The sequence below is a fragment of the Clostridium sp. cel8 genome, from assembly GCF_014050525.1.
Classification (GTDB): domain Bacteria; phylum Bacillota; class Clostridia; order Clostridiales; family Clostridiaceae; genus Clostridium_B.
The window spans coordinates 120,144-136,437 of sequence record NZ_JACGAG010000005.1 but is presented as its reverse complement, the minus strand read 5'-3'; the positions used below and the strand labels follow the sequence as shown (position 1 = coordinate 136,437).

Annotated in this window: 19 protein-coding genes; 5 read left to right on the top strand and 14 right to left on the bottom strand. The window is 26.6% G+C overall.

Translation table 11 applies throughout. From position 1 onward, the window contains the following. The first annotated feature begins 82 nt into the window (after window positions 1–82). On the top strand, window positions 83–1,141 hold the full coding sequence (locus H2684_RS06780; protein WP_182088635.1) for an HD-GYP domain-containing protein: 1,059 nt from the start codon (window positions 83–85) through the stop codon (window positions 1,139–1,141). 107 nt (window positions 1,142–1,248) lie between these two features. Here H2684_RS06780 and trmB read toward each other — a convergent pair whose 3' ends face one another. From trmB to H2684_RS06755, 5 genes are all read right to left on the bottom strand, one after another. Next, window positions 1,249–1,884, bottom strand: a complete 636-nt coding sequence (gene trmB / locus H2684_RS06775; RefSeq protein ID WP_182088634.1) for a tRNA (guanosine(46)-N7)-methyltransferase TrmB — start codon at window positions 1,882–1,884, stop codon at window positions 1,249–1,251. 58 nt (window positions 1,885–1,942) lie between these two features. Next, window positions 1,943–2,590 carry a site-2 protease family protein gene (locus H2684_RS06770; protein ID WP_182088633.1) on the bottom strand — a complete coding sequence of 216 codons (648 nt, stop codon included), beginning with the start codon at window positions 2,588–2,590 and terminating at the stop codon, window positions 1,943–1,945. Between the two features lie 60 nt (window positions 2,591–2,650). Continuing rightward, on the bottom strand, window positions 2,651–3,676 hold the full coding sequence (locus tag H2684_RS06765) for a hypothetical protein (RefSeq protein WP_182088632.1): 1,026 nt from the start codon (window positions 3,674–3,676) through the stop codon (window positions 2,651–2,653). A 29-nt stretch (window positions 3,677–3,705) separates the two neighbouring features. Then, window positions 3,706–4,716, bottom strand: a complete 1,011-nt coding sequence (locus tag H2684_RS06760) for a phosphodiester glycosidase family protein (protein WP_182088631.1) — start codon at window positions 4,714–4,716, stop codon at window positions 3,706–3,708. A gap of 242 nt (window positions 4,717–4,958) precedes the next feature. Continuing rightward, window positions 4,959–6,335 carry a PhoH family protein gene (locus H2684_RS06755; protein WP_182088630.1) on the bottom strand — a complete coding sequence of 459 codons (1,377 nt, stop codon included), beginning with the start codon at window positions 6,333–6,335 and terminating at the stop codon, window positions 4,959–4,961. Between the two features lie 154 nt (window positions 6,336–6,489). Between H2684_RS06755 and H2684_RS06750 the strand changes: the two genes are divergently transcribed. Then, window positions 6,490–6,786: a hypothetical protein gene (locus H2684_RS06750; RefSeq protein ID WP_182088629.1), complete on the top strand. Its 297-nt coding sequence runs from the start codon at window positions 6,490–6,492 to the stop codon at window positions 6,784–6,786. A 290-nt stretch (window positions 6,787–7,076) separates the two neighbouring features. On the opposite strand, the gene H2684_RS06745 is transcribed toward H2684_RS06750, so the two are convergent. Then, on the bottom strand, window positions 7,077–7,997 hold the full coding sequence (locus H2684_RS06745) for a metal ABC transporter substrate-binding protein (protein WP_182088628.1): 921 nt from the start codon (window positions 7,995–7,997) through the stop codon (window positions 7,077–7,079). 174 nt (window positions 7,998–8,171) lie between these two features. Then, on the bottom strand, window positions 8,172–9,788 hold the full coding sequence (locus tag H2684_RS06740) for an HD domain-containing phosphohydrolase (protein WP_182088627.1): 1,617 nt from the start codon (window positions 9,786–9,788) through the stop codon (window positions 8,172–8,174). A 404-nt stretch (window positions 9,789–10,192) separates the two neighbouring features. Here H2684_RS06740 and bioB point away from each other — a divergent pair, with 404 nt between their 5' ends. Then, the gene (gene bioB / locus H2684_RS06735) at window positions 10,193–11,143 is read left to right on the top strand and encodes a biotin synthase BioB (RefSeq protein ID WP_182088626.1); all 951 of its coding nucleotides are present in this window, start codon (window positions 10,193–10,195) and stop codon (window positions 11,141–11,143) included. Window positions 11,144–11,176: 33 nt separating this feature from the next. After that, entirely contained in the window at window positions 11,177–11,725 is a 549-nt protein-coding gene (locus tag H2684_RS06730) for a biotin transporter BioY (RefSeq protein ID WP_182088625.1), read from the top strand. A gap of 77 nt (window positions 11,726–11,802) precedes the next feature. Here the strand turns inward: H2684_RS06730 and H2684_RS06725 are convergent, their stop codons facing one another. Next, window positions 11,803–11,979, bottom strand: coding sequence for a DUF6440 family protein (locus H2684_RS06725; protein ID WP_182088624.1), 177 nt, complete (start codon window positions 11,977–11,979; stop codon window positions 11,803–11,805). Between the two features lie 165 nt (window positions 11,980–12,144). On the opposite strand from H2684_RS06725, the gene H2684_RS06720 reads away from it, so the two are divergent. Continuing rightward, the gene (locus H2684_RS06720) at window positions 12,145–12,759 is read left to right on the top strand and encodes a manganese efflux pump (protein ID WP_182088623.1); all 615 of its coding nucleotides are present in this window, start codon (window positions 12,145–12,147) and stop codon (window positions 12,757–12,759) included. 26 nt (window positions 12,760–12,785) lie between these two features. Here H2684_RS06720 and H2684_RS06715 read toward each other — a convergent pair whose 3' ends face one another. The 6 genes from H2684_RS06715 to H2684_RS06690 form a co-directional block, all read right to left on the bottom strand. Further along, entirely contained in the window at window positions 12,786–13,361 is a 576-nt protein-coding gene (locus H2684_RS06715; protein ID WP_182088622.1) for a GNAT family N-acetyltransferase, read from the bottom strand. Window positions 13,362–13,438: 77 nt separating this feature from the next. Further along, window positions 13,439–13,687 (bottom strand): hypothetical protein, encoded by a 249-nt coding sequence (locus H2684_RS06710; RefSeq protein WP_347707529.1) that lies wholly within the window; start codon window positions 13,685–13,687, stop codon window positions 13,439–13,441. Window positions 13,688–13,745: 58 nt separating this feature from the next. After that, complete coding sequence (locus H2684_RS06705) at window positions 13,746–14,276, bottom strand: hypothetical protein (RefSeq protein WP_182088621.1); 531 nt, start codon at window positions 14,274–14,276, stop codon at window positions 13,746–13,748. A gap of 192 nt (window positions 14,277–14,468) precedes the next feature. Next, on the bottom strand, window positions 14,469–14,894 hold the full coding sequence (locus H2684_RS06700) for a DUF2178 domain-containing protein (RefSeq protein WP_182088620.1): 426 nt from the start codon (window positions 14,892–14,894) through the stop codon (window positions 14,469–14,471). A gap of 5 nt (window positions 14,895–14,899) precedes the next feature. Beyond that, window positions 14,900–15,097, bottom strand: coding sequence for a helix-turn-helix transcriptional regulator (locus tag H2684_RS06695; RefSeq protein ID WP_182088619.1), 198 nt, complete (start codon window positions 15,095–15,097; stop codon window positions 14,900–14,902). A gap of 166 nt (window positions 15,098–15,263) precedes the next feature. Then, complete coding sequence (locus tag H2684_RS06690; RefSeq protein WP_182088618.1) at window positions 15,264–15,824, bottom strand: ferritin family protein; 561 nt, start codon at window positions 15,822–15,824, stop codon at window positions 15,264–15,266. Between the last annotated feature and the right edge of the window lie 470 nt (window positions 15,825–16,294).

Here is a 16,294-nt window from a genome sequence, read left to right as displayed (position 1 = left end):
TATTTAGTAATTCAAAAATCAAACGATAATATGTATAGATGTTATATATTGCTAATTTAATTAATAATACGAGGTGAGCAATATGCAATTAAGTACAAAACTGGTGCCAATAAATGAATTAAAACCAGGGATGATATTAGCAAATGACGTGATTATTGAAAATAAAGAACTTTTAACTAAAGACATACCAGTTACAGAGTCAATTATCAAAAATTTAAAGGAAAATTATATTATAGATAAAGTAGAAATATATCTAGAAGATGACTCTAAGGAACCATTCATATTAAAAAATAAAACAATAAGCACTGTACAAGCTACATTTGATAAATTTTCTTCAAATTTGAAAGAAATATTCAACAAAATATCAAACCTTAAAGTTCCTGAAATTAAAGAAATAAGAACTTTTTCCGAAAAAATACAACTAGAATTTGACTCTACAGGTGCTGTTATTAAAAATATAGTTTTTTATGGAAGTGGTAATGACAATATCTATAGGCACAGTATAAACGTAGCAGCAATGAGTTTTATACTTGGAAAGTGGTTAAATCTGAGTAATACAGACTTAAATTTACTTACATATTCTGCTATACTTCATGATTTTGGAAAAACGAAAATACCTGCTTCTATAGTTCAAGATGAACAAAACCTTAGTGAAGAAGAATTTAAAATTTTTAAAACTCATCCTGTTATAGGGTATAACTTTGTCAAAAAAATTCCTTATATCAACAAGTCTATATTCTATGGAGTGTTGATGCATCATGAAAAAATGGATGGTTCTGGATACCCTCTTGGAATTACTGGAGATAAAATTCATAAATTTGCAAAAATAATAGCTATTGCAGATTTATTTGATGAAGTAAATTCAAATAAATACTCCCAAAATATAAGTGGTCCTTTTGAAGCTTTAAAAGTTATTCAAGAACAAAGCCTTGGAAAGCTAGATTGTGAATATTGTAATACATTTTTAAATCATGTAATAAATTATTTTATTGGCGAAAATGTTTTACTAAATAATAAAAAATCATGCAAAGTGATCCAAATAAACATCAATAATTTAACACAACCTCTGCTTTTAGATGAAGATGGATTCTTAGATTTAAAAAAAGAAAAAGATTTATATGTTGAAAAACTTGTTATATGATATGATAAATAATAATATGTAGTAAAAATAATTATGACAAAGAATGTAAACACCTATTCATCTTCATTCTTTGTCATTTTTAACTATAAATTAAAAAATAAATTATATTATATCATCTTTGCTATTAAAAACATGGTTTTCATGCCAAGTGCTGTGAATTTTTCTTCATATTCTGTAACTACATTTTCAGTAAAATCACTATTATGTAAATCATATGTCAAATATTCTATACTGAAATTACTTTCTTTAAAATATTCTTGTGAATCTTCAAAGAGTTCAACATCATCAGTTTTAAACCATATTTCACTTTTAGGCTTTAAAAATTTCTTATACATTGCTAAAAATCTAGTGTGAGTAAGTCTTCTTTTATTATGCCTCTTTTTAGGCCATGGATTACAAAAGTTTATGTATATTTTACTTATTTCATTCTCTTCAAATATGTCTTCAATACCTGCTATATTCATAGGTATTATTCTTACATTTTCCAACTCCATCTCCTTGATTTTTCTAAGTGTGTAAACAAGAACCTCATCTTTTAAATCAATTCCTATATAATTCTTGTCTTTATTATTTTTAGCCTGAGAGCACAAAAATCTTCCTCTTCCACATCCAAGTTCAAGATATATTGGATTTTCATTTTTAAATTCTTCCTTCCACTTTCCTTTATATTCTCCAGCATTTATTTTAACTAAATTACTAGCTTCCATTTCAGGTCTAGCCCACCATTTTTTTCTAAGCCTCATATCGATTCTCCTCTAAATTAAAGTTTTATGTAAACGAGCTTTAAAAATAGCTATTTCACTAACCTATTAGTGAAGTAGCTATTTTTATAAACTTGCTGTATATAAGTCCTGATGGTATTCCAACTATATAATATGCAACTGGCGTTGCTACAAATACTATAAGTATTATAAGTTGGTATCTATAAAGCTTATCTGATATATTATAATATGTTGATGGAAATAAATCTCTAAGTATATGAAATCCATCTAATCCCGGTATTGGTATTAAATTAAATACAAAAAGCATACAATTTATACTTACCACTTGTAAAAGCATTTTTATAATTATATTGACAATTGTATATAAAATTAAATTATTTCCAATTGTAAACTTATAAAAAAATACAGTAATAAATGTAAATATAAACGCCACTATTAAATTTGCCATAGGTCCTGCAATTGACACCTTTAAGTCATCTTTGTATCCATTCCTATATGCACTAGGATTTGTTTCCACTGGCTTTGCCCATCCAAAGCCAACTAAGAGTATCATTATAAATCCAACTATATCTATGTGTACAAGTGGATTTAATGTAAGCCTTCCTTGAAACTTTGGTGTCTTATCACCTAATCTATCTGCAACAAAGGCATGGGCATACTCGTGAATCGTAAGTCCTATAAGTATTCCTGGTATAACAAGCACTTTGCTTAATATCACTGTATTCAAGTAATCACTTCTTTCATTTTAAATATTTTATTTCACTGTATGCCTTAGACAATACATATACTAGTTTATCAGAGTTTTTAATAATTTTCCATCACTTACAGATGCTATTTCTCCTTCGTTGATTTGAATAAATTTCCCCTGATATATATATTCCTTTCCATTTAAAACATCTCTAACTATACCCTTTAAATTATCATTTACATATATTCGTCCAGAGTTAGATATGTATATATCACTTTTGTCAACATATTCACCAATATCTACCTTTTCATAACTAGATGTATCTTTATCTATACTTCCATAATATATACTCCTTATTTTCTCATTTTCCAAATCTCCAACATATATATTATCTTCACTATCAACGCCTATCCAGGCAAGATTTTCAACTCCATCTATGTAAAGTGGTCTATCTTCTCCTGATATATAAATCTTATTATATACTTTATCTTCATATATGAGTTTATCTTTTAAAGATAGTATACCAATATCACCTACCATATAGGAATTTGTGCTTATTCTTTGAATTTCACTCATTATATTAAGTCTATAAATAGTTGTTCTATTTCCTTTATCCTGCATTTTTATATATGCAACATTTGTAAGAGGTGACTCTTCAATATCTTTAATTTCAGTCCCTTCACTAAAATCTGAAAGTTCTTTGATGTCCTCTTTTATATTTTTATCAACATCAAAGTATTTTAATTTAAAATTAGCTCTATTGTTAGATATTTCTTTCTCAGCTATAAGCATTCTATCTCTATCAGGAAGCCATTTGTAAAAAGAAAGCTTAGCTCCATTATCAAAACTTATTTTCTCTATATCTCCAGTTTTTGTATCTACTACTTTAAGGAAACCATCATAATAATATGCAACATACATACCATCAAAAGACAACTTTATATTTTCAGCATCATCTGGTATATTAATATCAACATCTTCCTCTTCTGGAACTTCCTCAACTACTTTCTCTGTTTTTATATTAGTACTAGAAGATAAAAAATAATTATTAACATAATACATTCCCAAAAACTGTACTACAAGAGATATAAGTGCCCAAACTATAATTGTTTTAAAAATTTTCATGTAACACTCTCCTTTTGGCTATCTTTTGACTATTGGGCAACATAAATAGCAGATGGTACCGATCTTTCTCCTAAAGGATCACATGGATTGTTGATTACTTTCCCTTTATAATACATGGTAGATGATGATCCTCCATCTAAATTTGTGGCGTTTACAGCACCGTATTTTATCATTATATTTTGCACATCTCTAAGTGAAGCTCCTACACTTGTTGTCTGTCTACCATCTATAACAAGCATTAATATTGCTCCATCTTTTCTTTGTCCTATAGCTGTTCTAGGAGCTATACCCCAATTTCCATCACCAGATTTTATTGTTCCTTCTCCATTTATAACTAATGCAGGTCCAAAAGATATAGCTTCTGTAACGTCAAGCTCTTTTAATTCATTTAAAGAATGATAGCCTACAAGCAATTGTCCTTCTTTTGTTATTGCCATTACTTGTTGCTTTTTATTATTATCCTTTTCATCATTGTGTAGAATTTTTCCATTACTCATAAGTAATCCTACCGGCTCGCCTCCTGTGCCTGTCCATTCACTATCCTTAGATGAACTATCTGTAAATCCACCACCATTTATTGCCGCTACAGCATTATTATCCTTTGCTATATTACTTGTTAGTTCCCCTGCTACCCCTAACTTTTTACTGTATCCTACCTTAACTCTTGTAGGATCATGAACTATAAGCATATATCCTTTAAACTTAGTCCCGTCACTTATATCTTCTCTTTCTATGCTGTCATCATGATTATTAGCAAAACTAGATAGACTATTCACATTTTGTTGTCTTGTACTATCTATTTCACTTTTACCAAGTATTTCTTTTATTTCAGAATCAGATAAAAATGCCTTTGCAATATATTGATGTTTTAAAGTTGTCATTGCTGCACCAACTACTGTTCTTTTAACATTTTCAAATGGTCCTCGAAATACAATAAAAGGAGCTGTAATTGCAGTAAATACGAATTCAAAGGCAAAAAACATTAATATATTTCTCAATATGTGTTTCTTACTTTTACCTTTTGGTCCCTTTTTTTTCATTATTATTTTTCCTTTCTACAATTATATCTTTCAATATTGTACAATAAATATCTCATTTTTTAAATAGAGATATTAATAAATTAAATAAAAATTCAATAAATAATAAGTTTTTAAAAAAAGTATTATTAATATATTGCCCTAAATCATTAAATTTTAAAAATATAAGAGCTCCTGATAAATTAATCGGGAGCTTTTTTTCTACAATTTCAAAAGTTTAATCACAAATTTATATAAAATAGTGCCTATAATTGCTTTGAAGCCTCATATGCAAGTGGGGATCTCTCACATTCATTGTGTTTTAAAGTAATTTGATAACAAAGCTTACTTCCTTTCATCTTTTCAGATGCATAGCTAAGTCCATTTGATCTAGAATCTAAAAATGGCTGATCTATTTGCTCAGGATCTCCTTCAAGTACAAGTTTTGTTCCAATGCCTACACGAGTTATAATAGCTTTTACCTGCTTTGGTGTAAGATTTTGAGCTTCGTCTATTATGAGCCAATTTTTTACTATAGAACGACCTCTTAAATATCCTACAGCTTCAGTAACTATTATACGCCTATCAAACAATTCTTTTATTTTATCTGCCAGTTCCTTTTCATTTTTATATCTTTCCTTTTCATCAGAATCAACTAGTATTTCCAAATTGTCAAGTATAGGTCTCATAAATGGAGATATTTTTTCCTGTTCTGTTCCTGGCAAAAATCCAATGTCATCATCCATAGTTATATTTGGCCTACAAACTAATATTCTTCTATAGTTACTCTTATTATCTTCTAATATGCTATGAAGTCCTGCAGCAAGTGAAAATAAAGTTTTTGCCGTACCTGCAGGTCCCTTAATTATTACAAGTGGAGCTGAATTAGCATCTGTAAGAAGAGCTTCAAGCATAAACTTTTGCCCTACATTTTTAGGAGTTATTCCTATTATGCTATTTTCTTTAAAATTAAGCTCTACAATCTTTTCCCCATCAAATCTAGCAAGTGCAGTTTGTTTTAAATTATCCATACAATGTAATATAATAAATTCATTTGTATACAAAGTAGGTATTTCATAGCCATTTTTTGATTCTGAATAAAATTTCACATCTTTCATATCTATAAATCCATTCTTATAAAACTTAGACATATCACTTTCAGATATATATAGGTCAGTTCTTCCAGTATACTGACTTTCATCTTCAGGTACTATTTTTTCGTAGAAATCCTCCACATTTATTTCAACAGTATCAGCTTTAATTCTTTCAAATATATCCTTTGTTATTAGGCAAACATTCTCTCCTTGCTCTTTGAGTCCCATGCATACTTGAATTATCCTATTGTCTGGCTTATTTTTATCCCAAGATGGTGGTATTTTGGTATCATAGTGATTCATCTCTACTCTTAGTTTACCTCCACCTGGAAGTTCTACTCCTTTACTTAGCTTTCCAATTTTTCTGAAATCATCTATAAGTCTTGCTGCATGCCTTGCATTTACGCCTAGATCATCTTTATGTTTTTTAAATTTATCTAGCTCTTCAAATACCACTTCAGGTATAACTACATCAGAGTCACCAAAAGACAATATTGCTCCAGGCGAATATAAAATAACATTTGTATCCAAAACATAGGTTTTTTTCAAGTCCATCCCCCCCCTTAATACTATTATATGAAATTATTATTAAAAAATAAATAAAATGAGAAAATGTATTAAATTATATCTATATATGACTTTACATATAATTTATTATGCCATAATATATATATTAATATGAAATTTAGAGAGGAGAATAACTATGGAAATTAAGATATGGGATAATGAACATAATTTTACTTATGATAGCAAAACTAAGGATGCAAACATAGTACAAACTAAAAACACTAAAAATTACTGCAGAATTTGGTCAATTCATAAATTTATAAATCCAACTACTAAAAATATAAAATATATTCTAGAAAGTGAAGAAAATGTTCCTATGTATGGTGATACTACAATACATAGATTAGCTGAATTTAAGGTAAAAAATGATGAAGTAGATCTAGATACAGTATATGTAGAGGAATCTCTTAAAGTAGATATTAATAATAACTAATAGAACTAATTTTAAATTTTTACTTAAAAAAACTAGAACACTTAATTTGTTCTAGTTTTTTTATATTTTAAATGATTCTATGAATTTCTATCATTTTTTCCAATGTGCAGTAGAAAATATACAAAAATAATAGGCATAACTACAGATACAATTCCCATTATCATACGCAAGTATCTTTCAATATTTTCATACATTTTAACCATCTTCCTCTATTTTCTCATTATATAATTAATTTTGCACATTACTATTCTTTTTATACCTGTAGTCATTTTATCCTACTTACTTTAAAATTATTTTAAACTATCATAAATAGCCTGGAGGTTATATCTCATACTCTCAATATAATTTTTATTGTCTTCCTTACTTTCCATAGTATATATTTTTTGCACTTTAGCTCCTACCTCTTTTGCAAGAGTGTTAGACACCTTTGGGCTAATCATACTTTCTACAAATATTGTTTTAATTTTATTTTCTTTACAATATTCTACTAAGCTTTCTAATTTCTTAGGAGATGGTTCTCCTTCTGCAAAAACATCTTCTACACTATTTTGTTTTAATCCATAATCCCTGCATAAATATGCAAAAGCTGCATGTCCTGTTACAAAATTCTTATTTTTTACTGAATTAAATTTTTCACTATACTCATTATAAAGATCATCAATCTGTTTTGAAAAATCAGTGTAATTTTTTTCATAAAACGTCTTATTAGAAGGATCTGCTTTTATTAAGGCATCTTTTATATTTTTTATTTGAACTTTTGCTTCTTTTAATCCTAACCACACATGAGGATCATATTGTCCATGTTCCTTTATTTCACCTGAATCAGTATTTTTAATTGCATTAGTCCCATCCGATGTATTTACTACAATCAAATTTTTATTATCTACAGAATCCAATACTTTATCTTTCCAAGATTCCATTCCAAGTCCATTGTATATAAATATATCTGCATTACTAAGTATCTTAAGATCCTTTACTGTTGGTTCAAAGTCATGTGGTTCTGTACCATTAGGTATAATTGTTGTAATATTTATCTTATCTTTTCCAATAGCTGAAGCAAATTCCCTCATAACATTAAATGATACAACTACATCTAATTTAGATTTACTTTTATTATCTGTAGCTGTTTTTTTATTATTGCATCCTGAAAACATAAACATAATACAACTAAATATTATAATTACAGAAAATAACTTATTTTTTTTTAACATTTTACTTCCTCCCCATTGATATGTAAATGCAACTTAATTGCATTTACATATATAATACCTTATGGAGAAATATCTGTCAAAGAGCTTTTTTTACAATTAATATTAATTATTCGTAATTTACAATACTAATTTTATTAATATCTAAAGATACTCTTAACTTATTTTTTTAAATTTCTAAAATAATTTTTTCCTTATAATTTCAGGTATATTTACATATTCTAATTCATAATAATAATTTACTCCTAATTTAAATAATTTAATTATTACACCTGAAACAGTTAATTTATCCTTATTTTTAAAATTTATATTTACATTAAAAACATTTTTATTAAATGAACTATTTATATTAATAGGAACATAGAATATCAAAGATTTATGTCCAATTTTACATATTGTAATTTTCCCTATACTTAAACTATTAAATGCTAATTCTGCTTGTAATATCCATTCTAAATTAAATGAATCATCAAATACGAACTCATTGATTTCTCTTATGAGTAGGGTATTTTCTTTGTAAAAGTCAAAATAAATGTTGTATTTATGTATATCAATCATATTTTTATATATATATAAATTCACAAATTTTATATCATCCACATTTATGTTATTCAAAAAGTTAAGATCATCAGATTTAAATATATAATTGTAATTTATATTTCTCAATATCCCATTTATTGAATATAATCCTTCATGTGTTTTTATTATAAGGGTACTCCATTCAAATTCATTATTTAATTTATATATATTACCATGTTTAGAATTTAATATTATTTTTATAGCTTCATCTACAACTCTACTATCAAATTTCTTATCAATTGAATGTATAAGTTCTACAATTAACTCTTCTGAATCTTTAGAATTACTATTTTTCCTAAACGAATACATTCTATCTATTTCATTGGCAACAGAAATTATTTTACTTTCCAATGGAATTTGATTATCTTTTAAATTATCTGGATAGCCTGTACCATCGACTCTTTCATGATGATGCTTAATGAATATAGCTACATCAGGATATATATTTTTTAATAAATTATACCCGTACATACTATGTTGTTTAAATATCTCATATTCATTTTCCGTTAGTTTATGTTGTTTATTTTGTTTATCAAATACATCTTTATTTATATACAACTTACCTATATCATGTAAAATAGCTGCAAAATATACTTTATTTATTGAATCATAATTTAATTTTAATTGTATAGCTATTTTCTTTGAAATATCAGCTACATTATATGGATGAAGTACTACTAAATCTCCTTTTTGCTTAAACATTCTTGTCATCATGTTAATAAATTCAAACATAGTATCATTTTTCTTATCAACATATCTTATTTTATATATATCCATAATAGAATGTATAATATATATAAATGAATCTTTGCCAACAAAATCAATATTTATACTCTTATTATTTAATGAACATAAATATATAAATGTCATTGAACTATTTTTACTTTCTATAGGTATGAACAATTCCTCTTGTACATCATCTAAGAACATAGAAGAGTATTTATTTTCATCCTTTTTCAATAAAACTATCTTTCCATTTTCATATAACAGCTTTAACTGTTTTTTATAAAAATTATTTATAGTTATTTTTGATAGTTTAGATACAGTTTTTGAATAGTTATCTTTTAAAGTTAAAATTTTATCTAACATGACAAAGCTTTCATGTATATTAAAATTTAAAATTGACGCTATATCACAATTAAAGTTATGTGCCATATCTTTTAATAAAGTATAAATATTATTTTTATTAGATGTAAACTCATAAGATTTGCTCATTTTGATCGGCTCCTTATAAATGTAACGGTACATTTTAATAAATCATTTTACTATAGTTATATCATAAAATATGACATATGTCTATATTTTTATCATTTTAGTAAATTTTTATATCAGCAATGTAGTATATTCTAGTATTATTATAATGTTAATTAAAACTTTATTGAAATAATTTTATTCTTATGTTATTTATCGTACATCTGCTTATAACTCTGTACATCATTTTATTCTATTTTCAAGTAATACTTTATTTAAAATATTGTTAACTATTTTTATATATATGGTTGACAATATCTTTCTTTTCATATATACTTCAAAATAACCCAATAATTATTCTTAATAATTTATTTATAGCAATAGATATTTTTTATAATTTTAATATATTTTTCTGGAGGTTTTTAAAAATGATTAATTTAGCAAAAGAAATTATTAATGGAAGACGTCTAAAAAGAGGTGAAGATCTTAGCTTTTTTTTAAGCAAAGACTCAAAAGAATTATTTAAAGGTGCTAACATGATCAGAAAAGAACTTTGCGGTAATAAAGTTGACCTCTGTACTATTATAAATGGAAGAAGTGGTGGCTGCAGTGAAAACTGTAAATTCTGTGCTCAATCTACTCATTATCACACTGGAATAAAAAAATATGGCTTTTTAGATCCTGATATAATTTTAGAACATTTAAAAAAAATTCAAGTAAACAAAATTCCTCGTTTTTGTATTGTAACTGCTGGAAGATCTGTAACTGGAAAAGATTTCGATAAGGCTATTGAATCTTATAAAAAAATACATAAAGAATATGATATAAATCTTTGTGCATCTTTTGGTCTTTTAACTGAAGATCAATTTATTAAATTAAAAGAAGCTGGAGTTTCAATGTGTCATTCAAATATAGAAACTTCAAAGCGCAATTTCCCAAATATCTGCACTACTCACACATATGAAGATAAGATAAACAATATTAAATTGATAAAAAAAGCAGGTCTTAAAGTTTGCTCTGGTGGTATCATCGGTATAGGTGAAACTTGGGAAGATCGTATTGACATGGCTCTAAGCCTATCAGAATTGCAAGTAGACTCTATTCCTATAAATGCACTTAAACCTATTAAAGGAACTCCATATGAAAATTTAAAACCACTATCTAAAGATGATATTTTAAGAACAATTGCTATATTCCGCTATATAAATCCTACTGCATATATACGCATGGCAGCTGGCAGAAATTATTTTGAAGATGGTGGTACAAGCCTTTTTATGTCTGGCTGCAATGCTACAATCACAGGTGATATGTTAACTACTGTAGGCAATAATACTACACAAGATAAAAAAATGCTAACTAATTTAGGTTTTGATATTTAAGAAATAATATTTAATTGAATTGGAGATGAAATTATGAAAAGAAAATCTACTACTTATGAAATGTCAATTATCGGAATAATGTCTGCGGTTATGTGCATTTTGGGACCATTATCAATTCCTATTGGTGTAGTACCAATTACATTAACAAATTTAGCAATCTATTTTTCTCTTTATATACTTGGCGCAAAAAAAGGCACTATAAGTTACATAATATACATGTTAATAGGTTTTGCTGGTCTTCCAGTGTTTTCTAATTTTACAGGTGGAGCACCTAAATTATTCGGACCAACTGGAGGATATCTCATAGGATTTATTCTCATGGCACTAATTTCAGGATTTTTCATTGATACTTTCTCTGATAAATGGTATTTATGCTTTATAGGAATGATACTTGGTACAGCTATATGTTATGTTTTAGGCACAATTTGGCTATCCTATCAAACCCATATATCACTAAGTGCAGCACTTGCTGTAGGTGTACTTCCATTTATACCTGGAGATATTATAAAAATCTTAATTGCCACTTTTATAGGACCTAAAATACGAAAAAGGTTAATTAAAACTAACTTACTTGAATTTTAAATTAAAGATATAATATGTGTAAACTCCATAATAAAAATTAACATATTTAAATTATGGAGTTTACACATTTATTCTATTCAAATTGTCTTTTTTGTTATAACAGGTTTTCCATCTGAATCCAACAATACAGTTAATCCCCCAGAACTTCCATTAGTTACATATAAATAGTTTACTCCAGTTTCTCTATCAACTATTATTCTATAGCCTTCCATAACTCCTTCAGTAAATACAGTTTCAAAACGTTTATTTTTCATATCTCCACTTCCTTTCTAAATGGATATCTTAACTAAATAATACACCATAACATCAAATTTGTGAAAATAAAAACTATTACAATAAATATTTTCACAAATTCTCAATCACCATATAAATTTACAATCCATATATTATACTGTGAATAATAGAAAGAGAGAATTTATATGTCAACATTTTTATCTGCATTACTATTTAGCCTATCTTCTAATCTAGACAATTTAGTTGTGGGAATAGCCTATGGAATAAAGAAAATAAATATGAAACTACTTGCAAATCTTATAATAGCAATTATTACATCTACAGGCACTTTTTTAGCTATGTCACTTGGATCATATATATCAGCTTTTTTATCTGAATATATAGCTAATATTTTAGGTTCTGCAGTTATCATTATTTTAGGTTTGTATTTTGTAATTCAAAGCATATTAAAACTTATAAATAATACGAAATCAAAAAAACTTGCTTTAAAAAATCTCAATGACGTAATAAAATATGCAGAGGAGTCAGACTTAGATAGATCTGGCGATATAAGTATAAAAGAATCTCTTTTTGTAGCATTTGGATTGACCTTTAACAATTTAGGAACTGGAGTAGCTGCAAGTATAGCTGGTATTAGTATTGAGTTTACAGTTATATTTACATTTATATTAAGTGTACTCACAATTATATTTGGTCAATCCATAGGAAATCATATGTTTGGCAATTTTTTTGGTAAGTATGCTCCATTATCTTCAGGCATACTTTTAATAATACTTGGTATTATTCAATTTTTTAATTAATACTTATTCTTTTGAATATAATATTTTTATAGTTTGTACAAATCTGTAATTGGAATTATTGGCTTTGGATTAATAGAGTGCTCACCAATAATTTTCTCCATCCAAATCATATCGTACCAAGTACCAAACTTATATCCGCACTTTGTAAAATGACCTACTTTCTTATATCCTAGATGCTTATGAAAGTGTTCACTTGCATTACTAAGATGAATATCTTCTTTACTTGTATGTGCAATACAGGCATTTAGGTTAAGAATATTTTGTTTTTTCAATATTTTCTCCAAAGCTAAATACAACTTCTTACCTACTCCTCTGCCTTTTGAATCTTGTCTTAGATATATTGTAACTTCCACAGCCCAATCGTATGCTGCTCTTTTATTAAATGGTGATACATATGAATACCCAATAATACTATTATTTTCTATTGCCACTATGTATGGATACTTCTTTAAGGTATTCTTAATTCTCTCTTGAAATTCTTTAACAGATGGAACATCATATTCAAAAGTTATTGCAGTATCCGTTATATATGGTGAATATATATCTAAAATTTCTTTTGCATCTTCTGTAGTTGCCATGCGTATTACAATATCACTATTCATTTATCTGCCCCCTTTTATCTTTATATTTATGTATTATATTACACTATTTTTTATAAAAAAAGAGCCTTTTTAAGCTCTTATTTAAGTAATTTTTTTATTAAATCAAATATTCCGATACTTGTCTTTCTGTAAACTTTATTATAAGCAGCCTTCTTTGGATTGTTGATCCATCCCATACCTTTCTTACCGTACAATGGATTTACACTTCTCTTAATTGCCCTTTTAGCTCTTCCTGTTGTCCTGGCCTTTATACTTTTCTTAATACTTGGCTTTCTTATACCCATTTTCATGTAATTCACCTCTAAATATAATATTCTATATTTCAAAGTAAACTCCTCCTAGATGTAAAAGAAGCTCTGTACTTTTCCAGAGCTTCTTTTATATTTATTCATTTGCATTATCTGGTGCTAATTTTTCCATAACTGCATCTGCTTGATCTTGTGTTATAGTTCCATCTTCTACTAATTTACTTAAAGGATTTTTATTTGCACCACCTTTTGCTCCACCATTTTTTCCTTCACCATCTTTGGGCTGTGCATCTCCTGACTGACTATCTTCGCCGTTTTCAGGATTATTCTTAGGATTAGGTTTATTACCTGATGAATATGCTATAATAATCTTTTTGCCTTGTTCTTCTGTTATAGTTCCATCATCTACCAACTCTTGAATACCTTCTTCTATTTTTTCCTTCCTTTCACTTTCAGATACTTCACTAGTATTTTCATCAGTAGTACTTGCATCAGTAGTATTTGAATCACTACTATTTTCAGTAGTACTACTAGACTCAGTTGTCGTTTCACTAGTGGTTTCATCAGTACTTGTACTACTATTTCCACATCCAGCCAATACCATCATAGATAGACTCATTGCAATTACACATGTTATTATTTTCCCTAAAAATTTGTGTTTTTTCATTTTAATACATCCTCCTTATGTACTGATACAGTAATTTACATATCATTTAATATTACATTTTGACTATATTTTAGTGAATAACTTACTACATCTATTATGTTATCTACCTATCATTAAAATTTCCTTAAAAACTATATATATTTCATTTAAAATTCTGTAACATATTTAAACATAAGAAGAACATTTTTCTTTTTACATCTTTTTTGAATAATAATTTGAAAATAATATAATCAATATAAACTCTGTTAATAGCAACAAAATCCAAATAAATAAAAATATTTTATCTACCTTCATAAATATTAATACAAATGTTAAAACAAAAATTATATAGTTCATTACTTTCATTGTCATATAGCTTGATTTTTCTTTGATTCTTATATTACGTTCATCCTTTACCTCAATTGATTTTAATTGTTTCAATTTTTCATTTTCTAATTTTGGTACTATAAAAGAGTTAATTAAATTTCCAATTCCTAGTACTAGCATTGCAGATCCAAAACCATTACTCAAACCATTAAATACCTTTAATTTATCTGATGTGAATACAAAATTTGCTAAAAGCAATAATATTATTCCTGATATTGATAAAAGTAAAAATAAGAATCTTTTTTGTTTCATTTTATTTATTCCTCCTCATAAATAAAAATTTCTTCAATTGACATATTAAAATATCTAGCTATTTTAAATGCTAATATTATTGATGGATTATATCTTCCATTTTCAAGAGAGCTTATAGTTTGCCTTGAAACTTTTAACGCAGAAGCAAGTTCTTCTTGCTTAATACCTCTCTGATTTCGTATTTCCTCTAATCTATTTTTCAAAAGTTATAACTCCTTTCTTTATGGAAAGTTTACTTTACATATATAATATTATTATAAACGTGTTATGTCAAGTTAACTTTACATAACATAAAAATATTTTTATATTTAGCTAAGTTAATATACTTTATACAAAAATAAGCACCTAAATAACAGGTGCTAGACTGTATTATTTCTCTGTAAGTTCTACATGTTCTTTTTCAACTTGAGAAAGTATATTAAATATATTTGCAACATTTTCTTCATTAATTTCTTTTCCATATTTTTTATAAAAATTTACAGCATGTTTTTCTCTTTTGCAAGCTAAATCAAGTAACGCTTTATCCGTGTTATATTTTGAATAATCCAACTCTTTAAGTACTGGCATCTCTTTAATACCAGCTATTTTTTTATGAATTCTAGCATGCATATATTCTATGTTTGATAAGGCCTTAAACATACTTTTTACATTTTCATCTTTTGCCATGTTCCAAGCTTTCTTATAAAAATCTCCATTGAAAATTTCCAATTTCACTGCATGATCTATTATTTTAGAGCTATTCTCATCTAATTTATTTCTATTATATTTTATCTCTTGTCCATCTTCTATTAAGTATTCAATTGGAGCTCCACAAAATGGACAGTACATGATTTTTTCTTTACTATTTGAATTTATAAATGCTTCTTTATTAAAATTATAATTTTTTTCATTTATTTGCATACCACAAACAGTACAAACTATTTTGACCATAGTAAACATTCCCTTCTAAATAACTTTTTAGCTTTAGTATACTATAATTATATTAGACTTTAATTATAAATGAAAATCCTGGATTAATTACTTTGAAAACTATATATATATAAACAAACATAATTATAAATAATAATCCAGTAAAAAGTATTTTTAAAAAAGGATATATCTTGTTAAATGCTTTATTATGTAATTCTAATTAAAGTATATAGATACACTTATATCGTTTAATTACAATATATTATTACATATTGTAATTAAAATGGAATATCTACGCTTGTTATGTATTTCATAAAAAAATAAGTATCCTAAATAACAGATACTTATTTTTTACATTAATAATAGGGGGAACTATTATTTTTTTATTTTTTCTAAGGTATTTCCTTAGGATGTTTATTATATTACATGTGTAATATTAAAATTTCCTTAAAATTAGGATTATATAATGCAGATAAGTGACTTTTTTGATG